Here is a 20,070-nt window from a genome sequence, read left to right as displayed (position 1 = left end):
AGCAATGCGTATGCACCGTGAAAGGGCATGCCATGACGCACCTGTCGCGCAACGATTGGGCGAGCGCACTTCGCCTGCTGGACAAACTGGAGTCCGGCCATGTGCCCGTGCGGCATCGCAGCGCCGACGCGCATCCCACGCGCACCACCCGCCGCATCGCCAAGGCGCCGGGCCGGCGCGAATTGCGCCGCGCCGCCCAGCAGGCCGACTACTGCCGGCGCGTGGGGCTGGAGCATGCGATGGCGGTGGCCTTCCTGTACCGGCTGGCCTGCCGCGCTCCCGCGCCGTTGCCGGATGCACAGCCCGCCGGCCTCACGCCGCGCGAGGGCGATGTCATGCACTGGCTCTCGCAGGGCAAGACCGATGCCGAGATCGCCGCCCTGCTGACGATCAGCCCCCGCACCGTGCACAAGCACCTGGAGCATGTCTACGTGAAGCTGGGCGTGGAGACGCGCACGGCCGCCGTGATGCGCGCGCTCGCCATGGGCCGATCTGTCTGAAGAAGAGAGATCGGCTCCGTCTCCCTATTCGATGCGGAAGACGAACTCCTGCGTCGCCAGCACCTCGGCATCGCCCGTGGTCTGGCATTCGTAGCGCATCACCGCGGCGCGCACGGCCGAGTGGTACACGCGCGGCCCCGACAGGAAGCGCACCTCCTGCACATGGCCGCCCTTGATGCGCACCTCGGCCTTGACCACACCGCCGATGCCTTCGTCCATCGCCTTGCGCGGCATCTCGGGCTTGACCTGCCGCGGGCAGGCCACCGCGATGTCGGTGGTGGTCGCCTTCGGCGGGGCCGGCGGCGCGGGGGGCGCCGGCGGTGCGGCCGGCGGCGGCGCCACGGGCTCGGTGTTCTGCACGGCGGTGATCGCGGGCGCCGACGTGGCCGGCGGTGTCACGGCCGGCGGCGGCACGTAGGCCGGGCGCGGCGGCGGCGGGGCCTTGGGCGTTTCCTGGCGCACGATCTTCTTCGGCGGCGGGGGCGGCGGGGGTGGAGGCGGCGGCGGCTTGATCTCGCTGATGATGGTCGCGTCCATCGGCTTCTTGATCAGCTCGACCGTCTGGCGCGCCAGCCCCGACACGAGCGCATAGCCCACGCCGACGTGGAACAGCACCATCACGGCGATGCCCACGGGGCCGAAGCGTGATTTCGGGTTGAAGTCCTTGCGGGAGCGCTTCATGGGATGAACTGCTCCGCGCCCACGATGCCCAGCTTGCTCACGCCCGTGCGCTGCGCCGAGGCCATCACGCCGGCCACCACTTCATACTTCGCGCGCCGGTCGGGCCGCAGGTGCACCTCGGGCTGCACGGCCTGCGCGGCGACCTGCTCGAAGCGCCGTTCCATCTCGCTGCGGTCGGCCAGCGGTTCGCCGTTCCACTGCACGACGCTGAGCGCGTCGATGTCGATGCGCAGCACCTCGGGCTTGAGGTCGCTGGGCGGCGGGTTGCCCGTGGGCATGTTCAGGTTCACCGAATGCAGCTGGATCGGGATGGTGATGATCAGCATGATCAGCAGCACCAGCATCACGTCGATGAGCGGCGTGGTGTTGATGTCCATCATCGGCTCGTCGGAAGGCGTGCTGCTGCGCCGCCCCTGCTTCTGTTTTCTTGGCATGGCTTGCTTGTCTCGCTGTCTGCTCGTCTCAGTTGCGCGCGGGCGGCTCGGTGATGAAGCCCACCTTGGCGATCCCGGCCGCCTGGCAGGCGTAGATGATCCGGCCCACCGGCTCGTAGTCGGAATGCCAGTCGCCGCGGATGTGCACCTCGGGCTGCGGGTTCAGGGCCGCCACCTTGGTGAGCCGCGCCACCAGCGCGGGCGTGTCACGCACCGGCGTGTCGTACCAGTAGGTGCGGCCGGCGGCGTCCACCGAGATCACGACGGTCTCGGGCTTGCTCTCGCGCACCTCGTTGCGCTCCTTCGGCACCGCGACGGGCACCGAGTAATTGACCACCGGGATGGTGATGAGGAAGATGATCAGCAGCACCAGCATCACGTCGACCAGCGGCGTGGTGTTGATGGCCGCGATGGCCTGTTCCTCGTCTCCCCCGGAGGCCGGGATGTTCATCGCCATGGCGCGATCCGCTTGCGTGCGTGCGCGCGCGTCAGGCCGCGGCGCTGCCGGCCAGGATCACGGAGTGCAGCTCGCCGCTGAACTCGCGCACGTCGTCCATCACGGTGATGTTGCGACGCAGGAGCCAGTTGTAGCCCAGCACGGCAGGCACGGCCACGGCCAGGCCGATGGCGGTCATGATGAGCGCCTCGCCCACCGGGCCGGCCACCTTGTCGATCGACGCCTGCCCCGCCACGCCGATGGCGGTGAGCGCGTGGTAGATGCCCCAGACGGTGCCGAACAGGCCGACGAAGGGCGCGGTGGAGCCCACGGTGGCCAGCAGCGACATGCCGTTGCCCAGGCGCCGCTGCACGCGCTCGGTGGCGCGGTGGATGCACAGGTCCACGAAGTCGGCGAAATCGACCTTGCCGCGCAGGCCGTCGTGCTTCTGCGTGGCCTGCATGCCGGCGTCGGCGATGAAGCGGAACGGGCTGCCTTCGGCCAGCCGCGCGGTGCCGGCCTGCACGGTGCCCGCGTTCCAGAACTCGTTGTCGACCGCGCGCGCCTGGCGGCCCATGCGCATCTGCTCGAGCAGCTTGGTGACGATCACGTACCAGCTGCCCATCGACATGATCGCCAGGATGGCGAGCACGGCCTTGGCGACGGCATCGCTCTGCGACCAGAGCGCGCCCACGCCGTAGGGGTTGTCGACCTTGGCGGTGGCGGCCGGCGCAGCAACCGGGGCGGCGGGCTTTTCAGGCACCGCCACGGGCGCCGGCGTGGCGGCAGCAGCACTGGCCGCGGCCTGCGGTGCGGCCGGCGTCTGGGCGCCTGCGAGTTGCGGCGCGCTGCCCAGGCCGAGGGCCAGAACAAAGGGCGCGGCCACGGCCGTCAGCCGTGCAAGGAATGTCTTCGTCATCGTTGTCTTCTCCAGAAAAATAGATTGGCTTCAGGCACCGGCCTGCCAGCCGTGCGCCTTGTCCCAGACCGCCTGCACGCCGCTGCCCGCGCCGTCCACCACGTGGTAGCGGTCGTAGGGCGCGGCCGTCATGCAGGCGTGGTGCGGCAGCACGCGCACGCGGGCACCCAGGGGCAGCGCGCGGAACATGGCCTGTGCGTCGTCGTCGCCTTCGCACGCGATCAGCCCGTGCTCCTGGTGCAGTTCGGCCACGCACAGGCCGGGCAGCGGCACCGTGCCGTCGGCCCGGCACACCAGCCCGAAGCCCAGGCCGGCGCGGAACTCGGCCGCCGACTGGTCCTTCGACAGCGCGAGCGCGCCGGCATCGATCAGCACGCGGCGCGAGCGCGGGTTGTGGCCGATCACGGTGGCCAGCACCGACAGCGCGATCTCGTCCACGCCGCAGATGCCGCGCGCCGCCTGGTCCAGGTCGAAGAAGGTGTAGACGCCGGGGCGCATCTCGGTGACGCCCTCGAGCGTCTGCGCGCACACGGCCGTGGGCGTGGAGCCCACGCTCACCACCTCGACCGGGATGCCGACCGCGCGCAGCCGCTCGGCCGCATGCACGGCGCCGGCGCGCTCGGCCTCGGCGATGGCGCGGATCGCCGTGCCACCCTGCACGTGGTAGCTGTGGCCCGCATGCGTGAGCACGCCGGCCAGCGCCAGCGATTCGCTGCGCTGCACCTCGCGCGCGAGCGACAGCAGGCCGTCGTCGCGCGGACCGACGCCGCCGCGGCCGCCGCCCGTGTCGATCTCCAGCAGCACGCGAAAGCTGGCGCCCAGCGTTCGCGCGCGCGCACCGGCGGCCTGCACCGCCTCGACCGAATCGGCCAGCAGCGTCACGCGCGCGCCGTGCGTGCGCTGGATGTCGTGCAGCGCCTCGATCTTGTTCGCGTCGATGCCCACGGCATAGGTCAGGTCGGTGAAGCCGTGGCGCGCGAAGTAGGCGGCCTCGGCCACGGTCGACACCGTGAGCCCGCCGGGCTGCTCGCGCGTGGCGCGCCGCGCCACCTCCGCCGACTTGGCGGTCTTCAGGTGCGGGCGCAGCGCCACGCCGTGGCGCGCCGCGCGCTGCGCCATCGCTTCGCAGTTGCGTTCGAGCACGCCGACGTCGAGCAGCAGCGCGGGCGTGGTGAGTTCGGCCAGGGGCGTCATCGGCCGGTTCCGGAGGCGATCTGCGCCATCACGCCGTCGATTTCCTCGGCCACGCGCTGCACGAGCGGCGGCAGCAGCACCAGCGTCATGTGCGCAGCGCCTTCGATGCAGGCCAGGCGGCGTTGCGTCGACAGCGCCGCATGCGCTTCCTGGAACTCGGGCCAGCGCTGCTGCACCGCCGCAATGGCCGGGTCGGCGCCGGCCGGCAGCGGCTGCTGCTTCGCCCACAGCACGGCCAGCGGACGCGCGCCGAAGTCGGGCGAGGCCGCGGCCTGGCGCGCGACGTGCGGCAGGCCGCGCACTTCGGCCACCATGGTGTCGAGCGCTTCGGGCGTGTAGGTCGCCTTCATCTGGCGCAGCACCTGCGGCATGTCGGCGAACAGGGCCTCGATGGGCGCCTGCTCCGGCGGCGGCGGGCCGCCGGCCTGGAAGTCCGCGCGCTTGACGCGCTCGGCCGCGAACTGCGATTCGGGCGGGTACTCGTACATCGCGAACTGGTCGGGGTGGCTGGCATCGAGCATCACGACACCGGCGACCTGCTGCGGATACAGGCCCGCGTAGACCCGGTTCAGCAGGCCGCCGAGCGAATGGCCGACGAGCACGATCGGACCCGTCACGCCGGCGGCTGCGAGCAGCGCGTGCAGGCGGTGCGCGGTCCGCTCGCCGTCGAAGGGCGCGTCGTCGGCTTCGCTCCAGCCCATGCCGGCGCGGTCGTAGCTGATCACCGGGTGCTTGGCCGCCAATGCCTGCTGCAGGCGCGCATAGGTCGGCGAGGCGCAACCGCCGCCGGCTTCGATGACGAGCGTGGCCTGCGCGGCGCTGGCCGGCACGGGGCCGCTGCGCTGCAGGTGCATGGCGCGGCCATCGATGGTGTAGAGCTCGCCGGGCGCGGCCATGTGGTGCGGGCGACCGGGCTGTTCCACGCGCGGCCAGTAGTCCAGGTCGCGCACGCGGTACGGCAGGTTGGCGAAGTCGGTGCTCAGCGAGGCCGGCGTCGACACGTACAGCACCGACTTGGCCAGGGGCCCGAACTCCGCGTGGAAGTGCTGCGCCGACTTCACGATGACCAGCTTCTTGGCCGTGAGGTCGATGCCCAGGCCCGTGAAGAGGTCGGCGCCGATGACCTGGTTGCGCTTGCTGATGAGCACGATGTCCACGCCGTCGGCGGCCTGCACCCACACGCACGGGCCCATGGGCGTGCGCACGCCCGACAGGCCGCCCTGCGAGTGCGCCTCCACCACGTTCATCACGGTCACGTGCAGGTCGATCGGGTCGCCCGAGGCCGGGCCGCACTTGCCGCCCAGGCGCAGCTCGAAGCTCGCGCCCACGCCCGCGTCGCGGCACAGCTGCACCGCGCCCAGGTCCCACACGCCGCCGAAGGCCACGTCGCCGATGCCGCGCTCGACCACGGCGCGCAGCATGAAGGTGCTGTCGCTGGTGGCGCCGCCGCCGGGGTTGTCGGCGGTGTCGGCGATGACGACGGGGCCGCCCTGCACGGCCATGGCTTTGGCGAGCGTCTCCTCGATCGAGAGCGAGGGCACGCCGGTCTCGTGGCGCAGGTCCCAGAAGCCGCGGCCGAGTTCTTCGGCGAGCTTGGCGGCCAGCGCGGGGTCGTTGTCGGTCACCACCCACAGCTTGGCGCCCGACTCGGGCACGTCGGCCCAGGGGAAGCCATGGCCCAGCGACACCGAGAGCACGCCCGGCAGCTTCTCGGCGTCCTGCATGCGGCGCACGAAACCGGCCATCGGTTCGCGCGTGGTGTGCCACTTGCCGACCATGCGGCAGTCGTGCACGGCGGTCACGGGCTTCACGCGGCCCTGCGCGGTGTCGACCACGATGCGGATCAGCTCGGTCAGGCGCTCGAAGGCATCGGTGTGCGGATATTCCTTGTAGCAAATGATGGCGTCGGCCGTGTTCACCATCTTCTGCGTGAAGTGGCAGTGCAGGTCGAGCGACACGCCGATGGGCACGTTCGGCCCGACGATCTCGCGCACGCGCGAGATCACGTCGCCTTCGCAGTCGTCGTAGCCGTCGGCCACCATCGCGCCGTGCAGCACGAGGATCACGCCGTCGACCGGGCCGGCCTTGCGCAGGTCGTCCAGGATCTCGTCGCGCAGGCGCTCGTACACGCTGCGCACGGTGCGCCCCAGCGGCTGCGCAAAGGCCAGCAGGCTCTCGACCGTTTCATGGCCTTCGGCGGCCAGCTGCCGGCGCACCTCCACCGCGTACAGGCCGTAGCCGGTGGCGTCGCGCGTGCTGGCGTCGCCGCGGAAGATGCCGTATTCCTCGTAGCTGCCCAGGCCGGTGGGGGCCGAGACGAAGGTGTTGGTCTCGGTGGCGAACAGGGTGGTGAAGAACTTCATGCGCGGGGCTCCTGGCGGGCAAGGTGGATGTTTCGCGAGCGCGTGGTGGCAAACAGCAGTCCCACGACCCGGCCGCCCTTGCGCTCCACGTTGAGAACCGATTTGCCCAGCTGGGCCAGCACCGGGTCGACCGAGGCGAGCGTGGCCACGTCGGCCGACAGCGGCGTCAGCACGCACGCGTGCTGGCCGTGGCGCCCCTGCACCGTGAGCTGCAACCGGCCGTCCACCAGCACCATCCGCGCGGTGGCGTCGAGGTCGGGGCTGGTGTAGTCGCCGCACAGTTCGTCGGCGAGCGACGCGGCATCGGGCGCGGTCTCGGGCAGGCGCTCGAAGCGGCGCGGCTGGCCGCCTTCGTGCAGCACGAAGGCATCGGGTGCGCGTTGCGGGTCGATGTCGGTGGTGTCGATCACGAGGTCGTTCGTCGGCAGGTCCTGCAGGCCCAGCCAGAGCTTGCCGTCGCCCTGGTTCAGGGGCCTGGCCTCGCCGGCCTGCCACGACAGCGCCAGCTTGCCGGCCACGTCCGCAAAGCCCAGCAGGCCGCCGGTGGAGGGGGCGTGGTAGCGCTGGCCGGGCAGCGCGGGGAAGGCGCTGGCCAGCGGGCGCACCTCGGGCGGCGCGAGCGCGTCGCCCAGCAGCAGCTCGATCACCTTGAGGGCCAACGCCGACGGCGAGACCGGCGCGCCGTTCACCATGGCGATGATGTCCAGCCCGTGGCTGGGCACGCTGATCATCTGCGACTGCGCGCCGAGCACGGCGCCCGCGTGGTGGACGATCTCGACGCCGCGGTACGGGTGGCGCGCGAGGCCGAAGCCGTAGTTCACCTGCGAGCCCGACGACAGCGTGGTGGGCGCCGACAGCAGGGCCCAGCTCTTGGCGCTGCCCACGATCTTCTCGCTGCCGTGCATGTGGGCGAGCCAGCGCAGCATGTCGTCCGCCGTCGACACCAGCGAGCCGCCGCCGTCGAGTTCGCACGGGTACAGGCCGCGGCGCCAGCCGCCGCCGGGCGCGGGCATGTACAGGCCGGCCATGCCGGGGACCACGTCCAGGTCGGTCACCACCGACGAGGTGTCGGCCATGCCCAGCGGGTCGAACAGGCGCGCCTTCAGGAAGTCGTTGAAGCTCTTGCCGCTCACGCGCTCGACGATCTTGGCCAGCAGGAAGTAGCCGCCGTTGCTGTAGACCATGTGCGTGCCGGGCTCGAAGTTCAGCTCGCTCTGGCGCGCCATGGCGGGCAGGCCCGGGCCGGGCAGCGTGAACGTGAGGCCGTGCGCAATGGCCCACAGCTCGTCGTGGCCGCGCCAGCCGCTGGTGTGCGTGAGCAGGTGGCGCAGCGTGGGGCCGTTGGCGCTCAGTTGCGGCAGCTCGGGCAGGTATTTCTGCACCGGGTCTTCCACGTCGAGCAGGCCGTCTTCGGCCAGCAGCAGCACGGCCATGGCCGTGAAGTGCTTGCTGGTGGAGGCGATGCGCATGCGCGTGGTCGGCGTGAGCGCCACGCCCATCTCCAGGCTGGCCATGCCGACGGCGCGGCGGTACAGCAGGCGGCCATGCTGCGCGATGGCCAGCACCAGGCCGGGCGCGTCGCTGCGGTTCAGGGGCGCCACCAGCGCGTCGATGGCGGCCAGTGCGGAAGCGGTGTCAGGAAGAGAGGCTGAAGGGTGTGGTTGTGACATGGAGGAACAACGAACGATGAAAGGGGGGAGCGGAATCTCGACGCAGCAGGCTCAGTTCGGCTTCGCCTCGCGCATCAGGCGAACGAACGGGCCTTCGGCGGCGCGCAGCACCATGGCGCCCAGGCTGCCACCGACCAGCGTGGTCACGACGATGGACACCGCCAGCCCGTTGGGCATCGACTTGAGGGCGTCCGACAACATGCCGACCACGAGCGGCCCCACCACGCCGAAGGGCAGGCTGGCCAGCGTGAGCATGGCGATGGTGCGGGCGCGCAGGTGCGGCGGCGCCGCGTCCTGCAGCACGTTGGGCAGCAGCACCGCGCTGCCGATGAGCGGCACCACCAAGAGGCCCAGCAGCGCGAAGTTGTGGTTGGCCGAGCTCGTGAACAGCAGCAGCGTCGACATCAGCGCCGCCGAGAGATTGCCCAGCATGATCAGCCGCAGCGCCGCGGCCGGCCCCATGCGCGGCTGCACGTAGCGCATCGACAGCACGCCCAGCAGGCCGCCGGCCACCGTGCCGCACAGGAAGGCCAGGCCCATGCCCTGCCCCATCTGCACCGGCGTGACGCCGTAGGTGCGCGCCGTGAGGATCGGCAGCCAGGTGCCCAGCGAGCTCAGGCCCACGCTGGTCAGGCCCACGCCGACCACCAGGCCCGCGAAGGTGCGCCAGTGCTGGCGCAGGTGCTGGCGCAGGGTCGTGGCGCCCGGCGCGTCGGCGGCCGGTGCCCCGGGCTTTGCCTTGGCTTCCAGTGCGCCGCCGCGCGGCGTGCGTCGGATCGACAGCACCAGCAGCGTCACCGGAATGCCGGCGCTGGCCAGCACGAAGAAGGTCAGGCGCCAGGCTTCGAGCTGCTGCATCGCGACGGGCAGCCAGGGCCGCAGATCGTCGGTGAGGTGCACGATGGTGCCGCCCAGCAGCGCGCCCAGCGCACTGCCGAAGATGGCCGACAGCGCGAACACCGCATTCGCCAGCACCCGCTGCGCCCGCGGGAACAGGTCGGGGATCATGCTGTTGGTGATGGGCGTGAGGCCCGCCTCGCCCACGCCCAGGCCGACGGAAGCGACGAACAGCACGCCGTAGTCCATGGCCGTGCCGCGCATGGCGGTGGCGGCGCTCCACAGCACCACGCAGGCCGCGAGCACCACGCGCCGGTCGTAGCGGTCGCTGAGCCAGCCCAGCGGCAAGGTGGCGATGCCGGTGAACAGCACGATGCCCGCGCCCTGCAGCAGCCCGAGCTGCGTGTCAGAGAGCGACAGCGTCTGGCGGATCGGCTCCGTCAGCAGCGTGAGGATGACCTTGTCGATCGAGCCCAGCACCGTCGCGATGATGAGCACCGCCAGCGCATACCAGGCGCTGGTGGGCGCCTTGCGGGTCGTTTCCAGGGCCGCAGGGGCGGCCGCATCCAGCGGCATCGGTGCCGCGAACGGTGGGAGGCCCGACATGTCAGAACGGAACGTTGACGTTCACGCCGATGGTGCGCGCCGGCACGAGCGCCGCGGTCACCAGGTTCGGGTTCGCGTTGAGTCCGGTTTCGATCGACACGATGCCGCGCTTGTTCGTCAGGTTGCGCACGTAGGCCGAGACGCTGAAGCGCTTGAAGTCGATGCCCGCCTGCAGGTCGACCAGCGTGTAGGCCGGCATGTTGATGCTCGGAATGGCCGTGCTGCCGCGGTAGCCCGCATCGCGCTTGCCGGTGTAGCGCGCGCTGATGCCGACGTAGGCCGGGTGGTCGGCGAGGCTGAAGTTGCGCGTCACGCCCAGCGTGGCGGCAAAGCGCGGCGTGTGCGGCAGGCGCGCGCCGGCCTTGGCGCCCAGGCCCTTGGCATCCTCGGTCAGGCGCGCATCGACGGCCGCGGCATTGGCGGTGAAGCGCCATTCCTTGCTGGGCTTCCAGTTGAGCGTGACCTCGCTGCCCTTGATGCGGGCCGCGCCCGCGTTGGTGACGAACACGAAGGCGCCGCTGCGCGTGGGCTGCTGCACGCCGGTCCACTCGATGTCGTACAGCGCCGCCTCCAGCGACAGCGTGCGGTCCAGCAGGTCGGCCTTGTAGCCCAGCTCGTAGCTCCACAGCGAGTCGGAGTTGTACATCGGCTGCACCACGTTGCGGTCGGTGTCGGCCTTGAGCACGTTGGGACCGCCGGGGCGGTAGCCGCTGGCCGCGCGGAAGTACATGGTGCTCGTCTCCGACAGCGTGTACTTGGCGGCGGCCAGGTAGGTGGTCGGGCTTTCCGACGAGGTGCCGGCGGCACTGGCGGCGACCGACCCGACGAGCTGGCCGGTCTGGCGGCTGGCGTACTTCTGGTTGTTGCGCGCCAGGCGCACGCCGCCGGTGAGCGAGAACCTGGGCGTCACGTTCCAGGTGACGTCGCCGTAGGCCGCCTCCTCGCGGTAGCGCGAGGACTGCGTCGAGGTCAGCAGGCCGAGGCTGCGGCCCCCGATCAGGTTGGCGTCCATGACGCCGTTGTTGCTGCCGCGTTCGCGGTTCAGGTACAGGCCCGCCAGCCACTCGATGGTGGTGCCCGAGCGCGAGGTCAGGCGGAACTCCTGGCTGACGCGGTGCTGCTCCACGGCGCTGTTCACCGGCACCGAGGCCACCGGCACGCGCAGCGCGCTCAGCAGCGGCCCGTAGCGGCCGGTGACGTCGACGACGTTGTTGATCTTCACGTCCTGCGCGGAGGTGATCGAGTTCAGGCGGGCCCAGCCGAAGTCGTATTCCACGTCCAGTCCGAACAGCTGCGTGAGGTTGCTGTACGACTCGTTGGCCGACAGCTGGCGCGTGCGCTCCCGCGTCCAGGGGCGCAGCGTGCGCTGGTCCATGTCCTCGAAGCCCAGGCCCTTGCGATGCACGTCCTGCACGGTGCCCGTGAGGCGCACCGTGAGTTCGCGCGTGGGTGTGAGCAGCAGCGAGACCCGGCCGCCGTCGGTGTGGCCGCGGTCGATGTTGCGCCCGCGCGCCAGGCCCGTGGCGTCGTAGCTGCCGCCGAACTGGTCGGTGAAGGCGGCGAAGCGCACGGCCGCCACGTCTTCCTTGAGCGGCACGTTGAGCACCGCGCCGGTCGTGAAGCCGGGGCCGCCGCCCTGCGTCCACGAGGTGCCCAGCTTCACCGAGCCCGCGAACTCCATGGTGTCGGGCTGATTGGTCACGTACTTGAGCACGCCGCTCATGGCGCCGGCGCCGTACAGCGTGCCCTGCGGGCCGCGCAGCACCTCGATGTGGCTGAGGTCGAGCATGCCCATGTCCAGCGGCGTGTTGCCGCCGCTCGCGCCGGCCGAGCTCAGGCCGGTGGCCACGTCGTCCACGTACACGCCCACGGTCGCGATGCCCTGCACCGGGCCGGTGGTCAGCCCGCGCATGGTGAGCGTGCCGCCGACGCTGCCGCTGCTGGTGAGGTTCACGCCCGGCTGCTCGGCCACGTAGTCGGCCAGGTTCTTGGCGCCCGCGCGTTCCAGCGCCTGCGCCTTCATCACGTTGACCTGCATCGGGATCTCGCGCACCGGCTCGCGGCGGCGCGTGGCGGTGATGGTGACGCTGTCGAGCGACTGCGGCGCCTCGTCGGCCTGCGGCTTGGCAGCAGCGGCGGCCGTGTAGATCACGATGGCGCCGTCGTCACCGCGGCGCGTCTGCAGCGGCGTGCCTTCGAGCAGCCGCGCCAGCGCGTCCTGCGGCGACAGCGCGCCCTTCACGCCGCGCGTGGCCACGCCCTTCACGTCGTCGACCTTGTAGAGCAGCTGCACGCCGCCCTGCGCGATGTAGGCGTCGAGTGCGGTCTTGAGATCGCCACCGCTCACGTCGAAGCCCTGCGGCGGGGCCTGCGTCTGTGCGTGCGCGGCCATGCCGCTGGCCAGCGCCCACGCGCCGCCGATGACCCAGGGGCGCAGTGCGCCGTACGTTCGCTTCTTCTTCTGGGGCGGCAGGCCGGTGCGGGGCGCGGTGCGATTCATTGTGTGTGTCTCCAGCGTGGTTATTTGTTTGGGTACCCACTGAGACGAATGCCCCGTCACATTCCGGTAATTTACGGATTCGAAATTCTGATTTCGTTGCCGCTCTCATGCGCGGCAAGACCGAAGCCCTGCTTGAGAAGCCCCACGAAGCCGCTCATGTTGTTGGCATCGAAGCTGCCGCCGATGCGCACCTGCGCAATGACCGGGTCGGCGATCACCAGCTTGCGCAGGTTGTAGCGGTTGAACTGCGCGGCCGCGTCGCCCAGCGTGGTCTGGTCGAACACGAGCTTGCCTTCGCGCCAGCTGAGTTCGTCGTCGACCTGCTTGGGTGCCTTGGACATCACGAGCACGTTGTCGGCATGCGTGACCGCGGCCTGGTTGCGCGTGAGCACGGTGGGCTCGGCGCTTCGGGCATCGGGCTTGGCCGCGGCGATCTGCACGCGCCCTTCCTCCACCGTCACGTTCACCTGCTCGCCCTGGCGCCGCACGAGAAAGCGCGTGCCCAGCACGGTGATGCGGCGGTCGCCGGCGATGACGACGAAGGGATGGTTCTTGTCGTGCGCGATGTCGAAGTAGGCCTCGCCCGCGTCCAGCCACACCTTGCGCCCGCTGTCGTTCACGGCCGTGCGCACCTGCGTGGCGGTGTTCAGCGTGAGCTTCGAGCCGTCGGACAGCGCGACCGACTGGCGCGCACCTACGGCCGTGGCGTAGTGCTGGCCGCGTTCTTCCTGCGTGTACTGCCAGCCGAGCCAGGCGGTGCCGGCGGCGGCCACGAGCACGCCGGCGGCGATGCGTTGCAGCGAGAAGCGCGACAGGCGCGGGGCCGGACGTGCGGCCTGCGGTGTGGGTGCCGGCGCCGGCGTGGGCAGGGGAATGGGAATCGCCGGCGTGCGCAGCGCGCCCAGCCGGTCGCCGCGCTCCCACGCGCTGGACAGCCGCAGCCAGGCCACGCGGTGGGCGATGGAGGCGGCGATCCAGGCGTCCAACTGCTGCTGGTCGGTGTCGGTCCAGTCGCCGCTGTCGCGGCGGGCCAGCCAGTCGGCGGCCAAGGATTCAATGCGCTGGGCTTCGCTCATGGTGAGAGCCTCCGCTCGTTCTGCGCTCGCCCGAAGGCCTTGGTGTCCAGCTGCACGCCGCCCGACAGCAAGGCGTCGGCCAGGGCGCGCACGCCGCGCGAGACCTGGCGCTCGACCGTGTCCTCGGTGATGCCCAGCTGCGTGGCGACCTCGCGCTGCGAGAGCCCGTCGATCTTGCGCATCTCGACCACGCGGCGGCACTTGGAGGGCAGCGCGTCGAGCGCCGTCTGCAGCAGCCGCAGCTCGCCGCGGCCGGCGGCGTGGCGTTCGGGCGTGAGCTCGTCGGCCGAGAAATCGAGCGCGTCGAGGTCGGCAATGATCTCGATGGAAACGATCTGCGCGCGCCGGGCGCGGTCGATCAGCAGGTTGCGCGCGGTGGCAAAAACGAAGGGCTTGACCTGGTCGGGCATGGATCTGGAGGCGGACTCGTAAATGCGCACGTAGACGTCCTGCCGCAGGTCGGGCACTTCGGCGTCGTCGCGCCAGTTGCGGCGAAGGAAGCGCGTGAGCGCGGCTTCCATCGGCAGCACCTCGCTGACGAACCAGGCATCCAAGTCACTGAGAACCACGAAGCGCTCCTGGAAATTGAAGGGCCGACACACAAAGCGGCAGGTCGCCGGGATTGGCGACAGACAGTGAGACGAACGGCCCGAAGATTTCCGGTAACGCGCGAAGGCCCGCCGGCGAAATTTCCTTGAATTCCCGTGCCCGGCGGCGGACCCGGAAATTCTAGAAGGCCGGGCCCGAGGGCTTTTCCCCCTTGCCCCGTTACCGGAAAGTGCGCTCGAACTCGTCTCACCGGGGGCAGAAGAAAAACCAATTCGCGGAAAACAGACCGACATGATTCGAATCCGGAGGCAGCCCCCCACCTTCCTTGCCCTCTTGCTCACCCGCCCCCGCCTTGCCCTCGTGGCCGCCGCCGGCCTGCTGGCGACGGGGCTGGCCTGCGCCCACGCGCGGGAGTTCGACGTGAAGGGCGGCGAGCTGCGGCCCGCGCTCGACGCCTACATCGCGCAGTCGGGCGTGCAGCTCATCTACAAGATGGAAGACGTCAAGGACCTCTCGACCCGGGGCATCAGGGGAAAGGTCGCCGCCGACGCGGCGCTGGAGCGCCTGCTCGACGGCACGCGCCTGCGCGTGCGGCGCGGGCAGGACGGCGCGATGGTGCTCATCGCGCCGGCCCGCTCGCCAGCGGCCGCCCGATCGGAGCCGCCGCCGCGCGTCGAGTAATACGATTGGTTTCCCTCGCGCACCTGCGCAACACTCCGGCCCCCGGGAACCCCGCGAGATGCACCGCAATGGCGCGCATTTCTCGCACTTTCTGACACACTAGCTGCGCAACGCGCGAAGGGTGTGTGCCGTGCCCCCCTGGCCGGCCCGGCCGGTGGTCCCCGCCGCTTCGCTGCACCGCCTGCACGACGCCCATGAAACTCTTCGCGACCGCGAAACGCCGCATCAGCCTGAACACGCGCCTCAGCGTCGGCGTTGCGGCCGTCGTGCTGGCCACCACCTTCATCATCGCCACGGTGGCGCTGCACCTGGTCAAGAGCCGCATGCAGGCCTCGATCGCCAACGAGGAGTTCGCGCGGCTGTCGGCCATCGCGAGCGCGGTGGAGCAGAAGTTCGCCAGCCGGCGCATCCTGCTGAAGACGATCGCCGAGAGCGTGGGCTCGCACGGCATCACGAACGCCGCGCCGCTGCAGGCCTTTCTGGAAAAGCACCAGTCCCTGCGGGCGGCGTTCGACAACGTCGCCTTCCTGGACACGGACGGCGAGCTGGTCGCCAACCTGAACGGCGCGCGACAGATCGGCAAGGTGAACGTGAAGGACCGCGCGTACTTCAGGGACACGGTCGCCGCGCGCACGGGCGTGATCTCCGAGCCTTACCGCAACCGGCTCAACGGCCTGGCGCAGGTCGCCATCACCGAGCCGGTGCTCGATGCGGCCGGCCGGGTGCTGTTCGTGATCTCGGGCTCCATCAACCTGAAGGACCGCAACATCCTGGGCGAGCTGGCCGACGTGCGCTTCGGCCAGACGGGCTACGTGTTCATCACCACCGCCGACGGCATCGTGATCGACCACCCGCTGGCCGACCGCGTGCTCAAGCAGGCCAACATGGCCATGGCCGACGACGCGCCCGACCTGGACCGCGCGATCGGCGGCTTCGAAGGCACCATCGAAGGCGTGAACCATGCGGGCGTGCCCGGCCTGTACGCCTTCAAGCGCATCCGCCAGGCCGACTGGATCATGGGCTCGATGTACCCGCGCCACGAGGCCTTTGCCCGCATCGAAGCCATCGAGCGCACCGCGTGGATCGGCGCCATCGTGCTGGCGCTGCTGGCCGGCGCGCTGGCGCTGGCCGTGGTGCGCCAGCAGCTGCGCCCGCTCACCGGGCTGCACCGCCACATGCTCGACGCCCACGCGGCGCCCGCGCAGGCGGCCGTGGCGCGCACCTACCCGGACGACGAGATCGGCGACCTCTCGCGCACCTTCGACCGGCTCATGCAGCAGCACCAGGCCAGCGAGAAGTTCCTGCGCGACATCACCGACAACCTGCCGGCCATGATCTCGCACGCCGACGCGCAGGGCCGCTACACCTTCGTGAATGCACGGCTGTGCGAGGAGCTGGGCTACAGCGCCGAGGAGCTGGTGGGCCAGCCCGTGCAGAGCATGAGCGGCCTGCACGACGACCCGACGCTCGAGCACAACCTGCGGCGCGTGCTGGCCGGGGAGGCCGTGTCCTTCGAGCGGCGCGGCGCCGCGCACCGCGACGAGGAAGAGCACTTCTTCCAGACCGACTTCATCCCCGAGCTCGACGCGCAGGGGCGGGTGTGCGGCTACTACGCGATGACCTTCGACATCACGCAGCGCAAGCACATCGAGCTCGAGCTGGCGCACAGCGAGGCGCAGATCCGCACCATCGCCGACAACATTCCCGCGCTGGTCTCGCACGTCGACGCCGCGCTGTACTACACCTTCGTCAATGCCAAGGTGCGCACACTGCACCACGGCCAGCCGCTGGTGGGCCAGTGGATGCCGGCCGTGCGGGGCGCGGCCGATTTCGCGGTGGTGCGGCCCCACATGGAGCGCGCGCTGGCGGGCGAGACGGTGATCGTCGAGAAGGCCGGCGACGCGGCGCTGGGCATCGGCGACCGCACCTTCAAGGCCCACTACATCCCCGACCAGGACGCCGAAGGCATGGTGCACGGCGTGTTCGCGATGACCTTCGACATCACCGACGAAGTGAACATCCGCCGCGCCCTCACGCAGCAGGAAAAGCGCCTGCGCGACGTGACCGACAACATCCCCGCGCTGGTCGCCTACTTCGACCGCGACGAGAACTGCCTGTACGGCAACAGCCGCGCGCGGCGCATGGCGGGCCTGGACGAGCGCGCGCCGCTCGAGGGCGTGACGCTGCGCTCGGCCGTGGGCGAGGCGGTGTACGTGCAGCACACGCCCCACCTGCCCACGGTGCTCGCCGGCAGGGCGACGCAGTACCCGGTGCAGGTGCCGATCGACGACCGGGAGGCGCACTTCCAGGTGAACCTGATTCCCGACAAGGACCTGGCGGGCCACACGGCGGGCTTCTACCTCATGACCTTCAACGTCACGGCGCTGAAGGAGGCCGAGCGCAAGCTCATCGAGCTGGCGCGCATGGACGTGCTGACCGGCCTGCCGAACCGCCTGGCCTTCAACGAGCAGTTGCCCGCGGCGATGTCGCGCGTGCGCCGCGCCGAAGGCGGCATGGCGCTGATGTTCCTGGACATCGACCACTTCAAGGCCATCAACGACACCCTCGGCCATTCCACCGGCGACGGCGTGCTGGCCGAGTACGCGCGCCGCCTGCGCGCCAGCGTGCGCGAGACCGACACCGTGGTGCGCCTGGCCGGCGACGAGTTCGTGATCGTGCTGGAGAACGTGCACTCGCAGGACGCGGTGGCGGGCGTGGCGCACAAGATCGTCTCGCAGATCGCGGCGCCGGCGTTCCCCGTGGAAGGCCGGCGGCTGGACGTCACCACCAGCATCGGCATCGTGTTCGTCGAGACGGTCGATGCCACCGTCGGTGCCGGCGAACTGCTCGCGCGGGCGGACACGGCGCTCTACGCGGCCAAGTCGCAGGGCCGCAACCGTTTCGCGTTCTACCGTTAGCGTCGGCACACCCGCCGCGCCCCCACAACCACCAGGAGATCGATCCATGGCAGCCACCGAAGTCGTCATGCCCGAACAGCTCGTGCAGGAGCTCGACCTGCAAAGCCGCATGCCGATCGCGCGCATCGGCCAGGCGCTGATGTCGCTGGGCATGATCACGCAGGCGCAACTCGACGCGGCGCTCCAGCAGCAGCAGCGCGAGCCCACGGTGCCGCTGGGCGAGACGCTGGTGCGCATGGGCGTCGTGAGCCGCGGCCAGCTGCAGACCGCGCTGGTGCGCAAGATGGGCTACCCGCTGGTGAACCTGCATATGTTCCCGGCCGCGGCCGACGCGCTGCGCAAGGTCGGCCATGAGGCCGCGCGGCGCCTGCAGGTGATGCCGCTTATGCTGCACGGCGGGCGCCTGGTGCTGGCGCTCGACGACCCGGTCAACCGGCACGCGGTGATCGACGAGGTGGAGTTCATCGCGCAGATGAAGGTGCTCCCCGTGCTGGGCCAGTGCCTGGACCTGGACGGCGTGCTGCACAAGGCCTACGAGAAGGTCGGCCAGGTGGCGGCCGAGCGCCCGGTGGTCGACATGAACGACCCGATGCGTCCGCTCGAGTTCGACATGACGGGCACCAGCACGCTGCTGAAGACGCTCGAGAAGGAAGAATCGGCCGCCGCGCCCGCCGCCGGCGAGCCGCCCGTGGAGCAGTCGGACAACTCGCTGGTGCGCATGATCAACAGCATGATCCTCGAAGCGCACCGCGAGGGCGCCTCCGACATCCACATCGAGAGCGACCCGGGGCAGGAAAAGACGCGCATCCGCTTTCGCCGCGACGGCCGGCTCTACACCTACCTGGAGCTGCCGCCCAGCTACCGCAACGCGGTGGTCGCGCGCGTGAAGATCATGTGCGACCTGGACATCAGCGAGAAGCGCAAGCCGCAGGACGGCAAGATCAACTTCTCGAAGTACTCGCCGCAGCACCGCATCGAGCTGCGCGTGGCCACCATCCCGACCAACAACGGCCTGGAAGACGTGGTGATGCGCATCCTGGCCTCGGCCAAGCCCATCGCGCTCGATGCGCTGGGCCTGTCCGAGCGCAACCTGGCGCAGTTTTCGCAGGCGGTCGACCGGCCCTACGGCATGGTGCTGTGCGTGGGCCCGACGGGCTCGGGCAAGACCACCACGCTGCACTCGGCGCTCATGCGCATCAACACGCCCGAGCGCAAGATCTGGACCGCCGAAGACCCGATCGAGATCACGCAGCCGGGCCTGCGCCAGGTGCAGGTCAACCCGCGCATCGACTGGACCTTTGCCAAGGCGCTGCGCGCCTTCGTGCGCGCCGACCCCGACGTGATCATGGTCGGCGAGATCCGCGACGCCGAGACCGCCAGGACCGCCATCGAGGCCTCGCTCACCGGCCACCTCGTGCTGTCGACGTTGCACACCAACAGCGCGCCCGAAACCGTGACGCGCCTGCTCGACATGGGCATGGACCCGTTCAACTTCGCCGACTCGCTGCTGGCCGTGCTGGCGCAGCGGCTGGTGCGCTGCCTGTGCCCGCAGTGCGTGCAAAGCCGCCCGGCGACGAGCGAGGCGGTCGAGGAGCTGCTGGCCGACTACATGCATGCCTTCGGCGCACAGGACACGCCGGCCGCGCGCGACGCCGTGCGCGCCGAGTGGGTGCAGCGCCACGGGCGCGACGGCCAGCTGCAGACCTACACCAGCACCGGCTGCAAGCACTGCAACGACACCGGCTTCCGGGGCCGCGTGGGCATCCACGAACTCATGGTGATGTCGAGGGAGCTGCGCCGGCTGGTGCAGGGCGGCGCGCGCGCCGAGGAACTGCAGGACGCCGCGATGCGCGAGGGCATGCGCACGCTGCGTCAGGACGGCATCGAGAAGGTGCTGGCCGGCCGGACCACGCTCGAGGAAGTGCGCGCGACCAGCAACGTCTGACGCACAAGGTCAGAGGTCAGGGAAGGCTCAGGCGGCGGCGTCCCACGCCACCGCCGGCAGCGTGGCGATGGCCGGCCGCGCGAACAGGTAGCCCTGGAACAGCTCCACGCCGATCTCGCGCAGGGCGCGCACCTCTTCGGGCGCCTCCACGCCTTCGGCGATCACGCGGATGCGCAGCTCGTCGCAGGTGGCGACGAAGCCCCGCACGATGGTCAGCCGCACCGGGTCGGCATGGATGCCGCGGATCAGGCTCAGGTCGATCTTCACCACGTCGGGCTGGAACGCGGCGAGCAGCTCGAAGCCCGCGTAGGCCGCGCCGAAGTCGTCGATGGCCGAGGTGAAGCCGTGGCGCTTGAAGGCGCGGAAGGTGTCGGCCAGGCCGTGCAGGTCGCGCACGCGCTCGCCTTCGGTGATCTCGAACATCAGCTGGCGCACGGGGAATTTGCAGCGTTTGGCGGCGGCCATGGCGGTGCGGAAGCACTCGGCCTGTCCCGCGACGTCGTTGGGCATGACGTTGAGGCTCAGGCGCGACTTCATGCCCAGGCGCGAGGCGATCTCGATGGCCTTGACGCGGCAGGCTTCGTGGAAGGCGAAGCGGTCGACCGGATCGACGCGCCCCAGCACCTCGGCGGCGCCTTCGCCCGAGAGGCCGCGCACCAGCGCCTCGTGCGCATAGATCTCGTGCCGGCCCAAGTCCACGATGGGCTGGAACGCCATGGTGAACCCCGAGGCGAGGCCAGCAGGCGCGGCATCAGCATGTA

At 70.6% G+C, this 20,070-nt stretch carries 16 protein-coding genes; 4 read left to right on the top strand and 12 right to left on the bottom strand.

Going from position 1 to position 20,070, the window contains the following annotated elements; genetic code table 11:
• Positions 1-32 precede the first annotated feature (32 nt).
• On the top strand, positions 33-500 hold the full coding sequence (locus AC1RAD_RS26340; RefSeq protein ID WP_159273067.1) for a helix-turn-helix transcriptional regulator: 468 nt from the start codon (positions 33-35) through the stop codon (positions 498-500).
• A 24-nt stretch (positions 501-524) separates the two neighbouring features.
• Here the strand turns inward: AC1RAD_RS26340 and AC1RAD_RS26335 are convergent, their stop codons facing one another.
• The 11 genes from AC1RAD_RS26335 to AC1RAD_RS26285 all read right to left on the bottom strand — a co-directional run bounded on the left by AC1RAD_RS26335 (position 525) and on the right by AC1RAD_RS26285 (position 13,785).
• Positions 525-1,181, bottom strand: a complete 657-nt coding sequence (locus tag AC1RAD_RS26335; RefSeq protein WP_354342429.1) for an energy transducer TonB — start codon at positions 1,179-1,181, stop codon at positions 525-527.
• Entirely contained in the window at positions 1,178-1,615 is a 438-nt protein-coding gene (locus tag AC1RAD_RS26330; protein WP_307587139.1) for an ExbD/TolR family protein, read from the bottom strand. The genes AC1RAD_RS26335 and AC1RAD_RS26330 overlap by 4 nt, the downstream gene beginning before the upstream one ends.
• A gap of 28 nt (positions 1,616-1,643) precedes the next feature.
• Positions 1,644-2,072, bottom strand: coding sequence for an ExbD/TolR family protein (locus tag AC1RAD_RS26325; RefSeq protein WP_095948763.1), 429 nt, complete (start codon positions 2,070-2,072; stop codon positions 1,644-1,646).
• A 31-nt stretch (positions 2,073-2,103) separates the two neighbouring features.
• The gene (locus tag AC1RAD_RS26320) at positions 2,104-2,970 is read right to left on the bottom strand and encodes a MotA/TolQ/ExbB proton channel family protein (protein ID WP_095746596.1); all 867 of its coding nucleotides are present in this window, start codon (positions 2,968-2,970) and stop codon (positions 2,104-2,106) included.
• 30 nt (positions 2,971-3,000) lie between these two features.
• On the bottom strand, positions 3,001-4,164 hold the full coding sequence (locus AC1RAD_RS26315; RefSeq protein ID WP_492738016.1) for an alanine racemase: 1,164 nt from the start codon (positions 4,162-4,164) through the stop codon (positions 3,001-3,003).
• Complete coding sequence (locus AC1RAD_RS26310) at positions 4,161-6,527, bottom strand: alpha/beta fold hydrolase (protein ID WP_492738014.1); 2,367 nt, start codon at positions 6,525-6,527, stop codon at positions 4,161-4,163. The genes AC1RAD_RS26315 and AC1RAD_RS26310 overlap by 4 nt, the downstream gene beginning before the upstream one ends.
• On the bottom strand, positions 6,524-8,197 hold the full coding sequence (locus tag AC1RAD_RS26305) for a serine hydrolase domain-containing protein (RefSeq protein WP_307587147.1): 1,674 nt from the start codon (positions 8,195-8,197) through the stop codon (positions 6,524-6,526). Before AC1RAD_RS26305 ends, AC1RAD_RS26310 begins: the two co-directional genes overlap by 4 nt.
• A gap of 51 nt (positions 8,198-8,248) precedes the next feature.
• A complete protein-coding gene (locus tag AC1RAD_RS26300) occupies positions 8,249-9,640 on the bottom strand; it encodes an MFS transporter (RefSeq protein WP_492738013.1) in 1,392 nt (463 codons plus the stop codon).
• 1 nt (position 9,641) lies between these two features.
• On the bottom strand, positions 9,642-12,140 hold the full coding sequence (locus AC1RAD_RS26295; RefSeq protein ID WP_492738012.1) for a TonB-dependent receptor: 2,499 nt from the start codon (positions 12,138-12,140) through the stop codon (positions 9,642-9,644).
• Between the two features lie 71 nt (positions 12,141-12,211).
• Entirely contained in the window at positions 12,212-13,216 is a 1,005-nt protein-coding gene (locus AC1RAD_RS26290; RefSeq protein WP_492738011.1) for a FecR family protein, read from the bottom strand.
• The gene (locus AC1RAD_RS26285) at positions 13,213-13,785 is read right to left on the bottom strand and encodes an RNA polymerase sigma factor (protein WP_223301388.1); all 573 of its coding nucleotides are present in this window, start codon (positions 13,783-13,785) and stop codon (positions 13,213-13,215) included. The genes AC1RAD_RS26290 and AC1RAD_RS26285 overlap by 4 nt, the downstream gene beginning before the upstream one ends.
• Positions 13,786-14,098: 313 nt before the next feature.
• Here AC1RAD_RS26285 and AC1RAD_RS26280 point away from each other — a divergent pair, with 313 nt between their 5' ends.
• The 3 genes from AC1RAD_RS26280 to AC1RAD_RS26270 all read left to right on the top strand — a co-directional run bounded on the left by AC1RAD_RS26280 (position 14,099) and on the right by AC1RAD_RS26270 (position 19,309).
• Positions 14,099-14,446, top strand: coding sequence for an STN domain-containing protein (locus tag AC1RAD_RS26280; protein ID WP_354342414.1), 348 nt, complete (start codon positions 14,099-14,101; stop codon positions 14,444-14,446).
• Positions 14,447-14,640: 194 nt separating this feature from the next.
• Positions 14,641-17,364: a sensor domain-containing diguanylate cyclase gene (locus tag AC1RAD_RS26275; protein ID WP_492738010.1), complete on the top strand. Its 2,724-nt coding sequence runs from the start codon at positions 14,641-14,643 to the stop codon at positions 17,362-17,364.
• Positions 17,365-17,410: 46 nt separating this feature from the next.
• Positions 17,411-19,309: a GspE/PulE family protein gene (locus tag AC1RAD_RS26270; RefSeq protein WP_492738009.1), complete on the top strand. Its 1,899-nt coding sequence runs from the start codon at positions 17,411-17,413 to the stop codon at positions 19,307-19,309.
• Between the two features lie 27 nt (positions 19,310-19,336).
• Here the strand turns inward: AC1RAD_RS26270 and AC1RAD_RS26265 are convergent, their stop codons facing one another.
• Entirely contained in the window at positions 19,337-20,026 is a 690-nt protein-coding gene (locus tag AC1RAD_RS26265; RefSeq protein WP_062477265.1) for an EAL domain-containing protein, read from the bottom strand.
• Positions 20,027-20,070 lie beyond the last annotated feature (44 nt).

Source organism: Variovorax sp. GW823-FHT04B03 (assembly GCF_058796495.1).
This window is presented reverse-complemented; position numbering and strand designations above follow the sequence as displayed.

Coding starts and splice junctions, on each gene's coding strand:
- AC1RAD_RS26270 (WP_492738009.1), top strand. CDS start 17,411: ATGGCAGCCACCGAAGTCGTCATGCCCGAACAGCTCGTGCAGGAGCTC.
- AC1RAD_RS26300 (WP_492738013.1), bottom strand. CDS start 9,640: ATGTCGGGCCTCCCACCGTTCGCGGCACCGATGCCGCTGGATGCGGCC.
- AC1RAD_RS26340 (WP_159273067.1), top strand. CDS start 33: ATGACGCACCTGTCGCGCAACGATTGGGCGAGCGCACTTCGCCTGCTG.
- AC1RAD_RS26325 (WP_095948763.1), bottom strand. CDS start 2,072: ATGGCGATGAACATCCCGGCCTCCGGGGGAGACGAGGAACAGGCCATC.
- AC1RAD_RS26310 (WP_492738014.1), bottom strand. CDS start 6,527: ATGAAGTTCTTCACCACCCTGTTCGCCACCGAGACCAACACCTTCGTC.
- AC1RAD_RS26275 (WP_492738010.1), top strand. CDS start 14,641: ATGAAACTCTTCGCGACCGCGAAACGCCGCATCAGCCTGAACACGCGC.
- AC1RAD_RS26290 (WP_492738011.1), bottom strand. CDS start 13,216: ATGAGCGAAGCCCAGCGCATTGAATCCTTGGCCGCCGACTGGCTGGCC.
- AC1RAD_RS26320 (WP_095746596.1), bottom strand. CDS start 2,970: ATGACGAAGACATTCCTTGCACGGCTGACGGCCGTGGCCGCGCCCTTT.
- AC1RAD_RS26305 (WP_307587147.1), bottom strand. CDS start 8,197: ATGTCACAACCACACCCTTCAGCCTCTCTTCCTGACACCGCTTCCGCA.
- AC1RAD_RS26335 (WP_354342429.1), bottom strand. CDS start 1,181: ATGAAGCGCTCCCGCAAGGACTTCAACCCGAAATCACGCTTCGGCCCC.
- AC1RAD_RS26330 (WP_307587139.1), bottom strand. CDS start 1,615: ATGCCAAGAAAACAGAAGCAGGGGCGGCGCAGCAGCACGCCTTCCGAC.
- AC1RAD_RS26295 (WP_492738012.1), bottom strand. CDS start 12,140: ATGAATCGCACCGCGCCCCGCACCGGCCTGCCGCCCCAGAAGAAGAAG.
- AC1RAD_RS26315 (WP_492738016.1), bottom strand. CDS start 4,164: ATGACGCCCCTGGCCGAACTCACCACGCCCGCGCTGCTGCTCGACGTC.
- AC1RAD_RS26265 (WP_062477265.1), bottom strand. CDS start 20,026: ATGGCGTTCCAGCCCATCGTGGACTTGGGCCGGCACGAGATCTATGCG.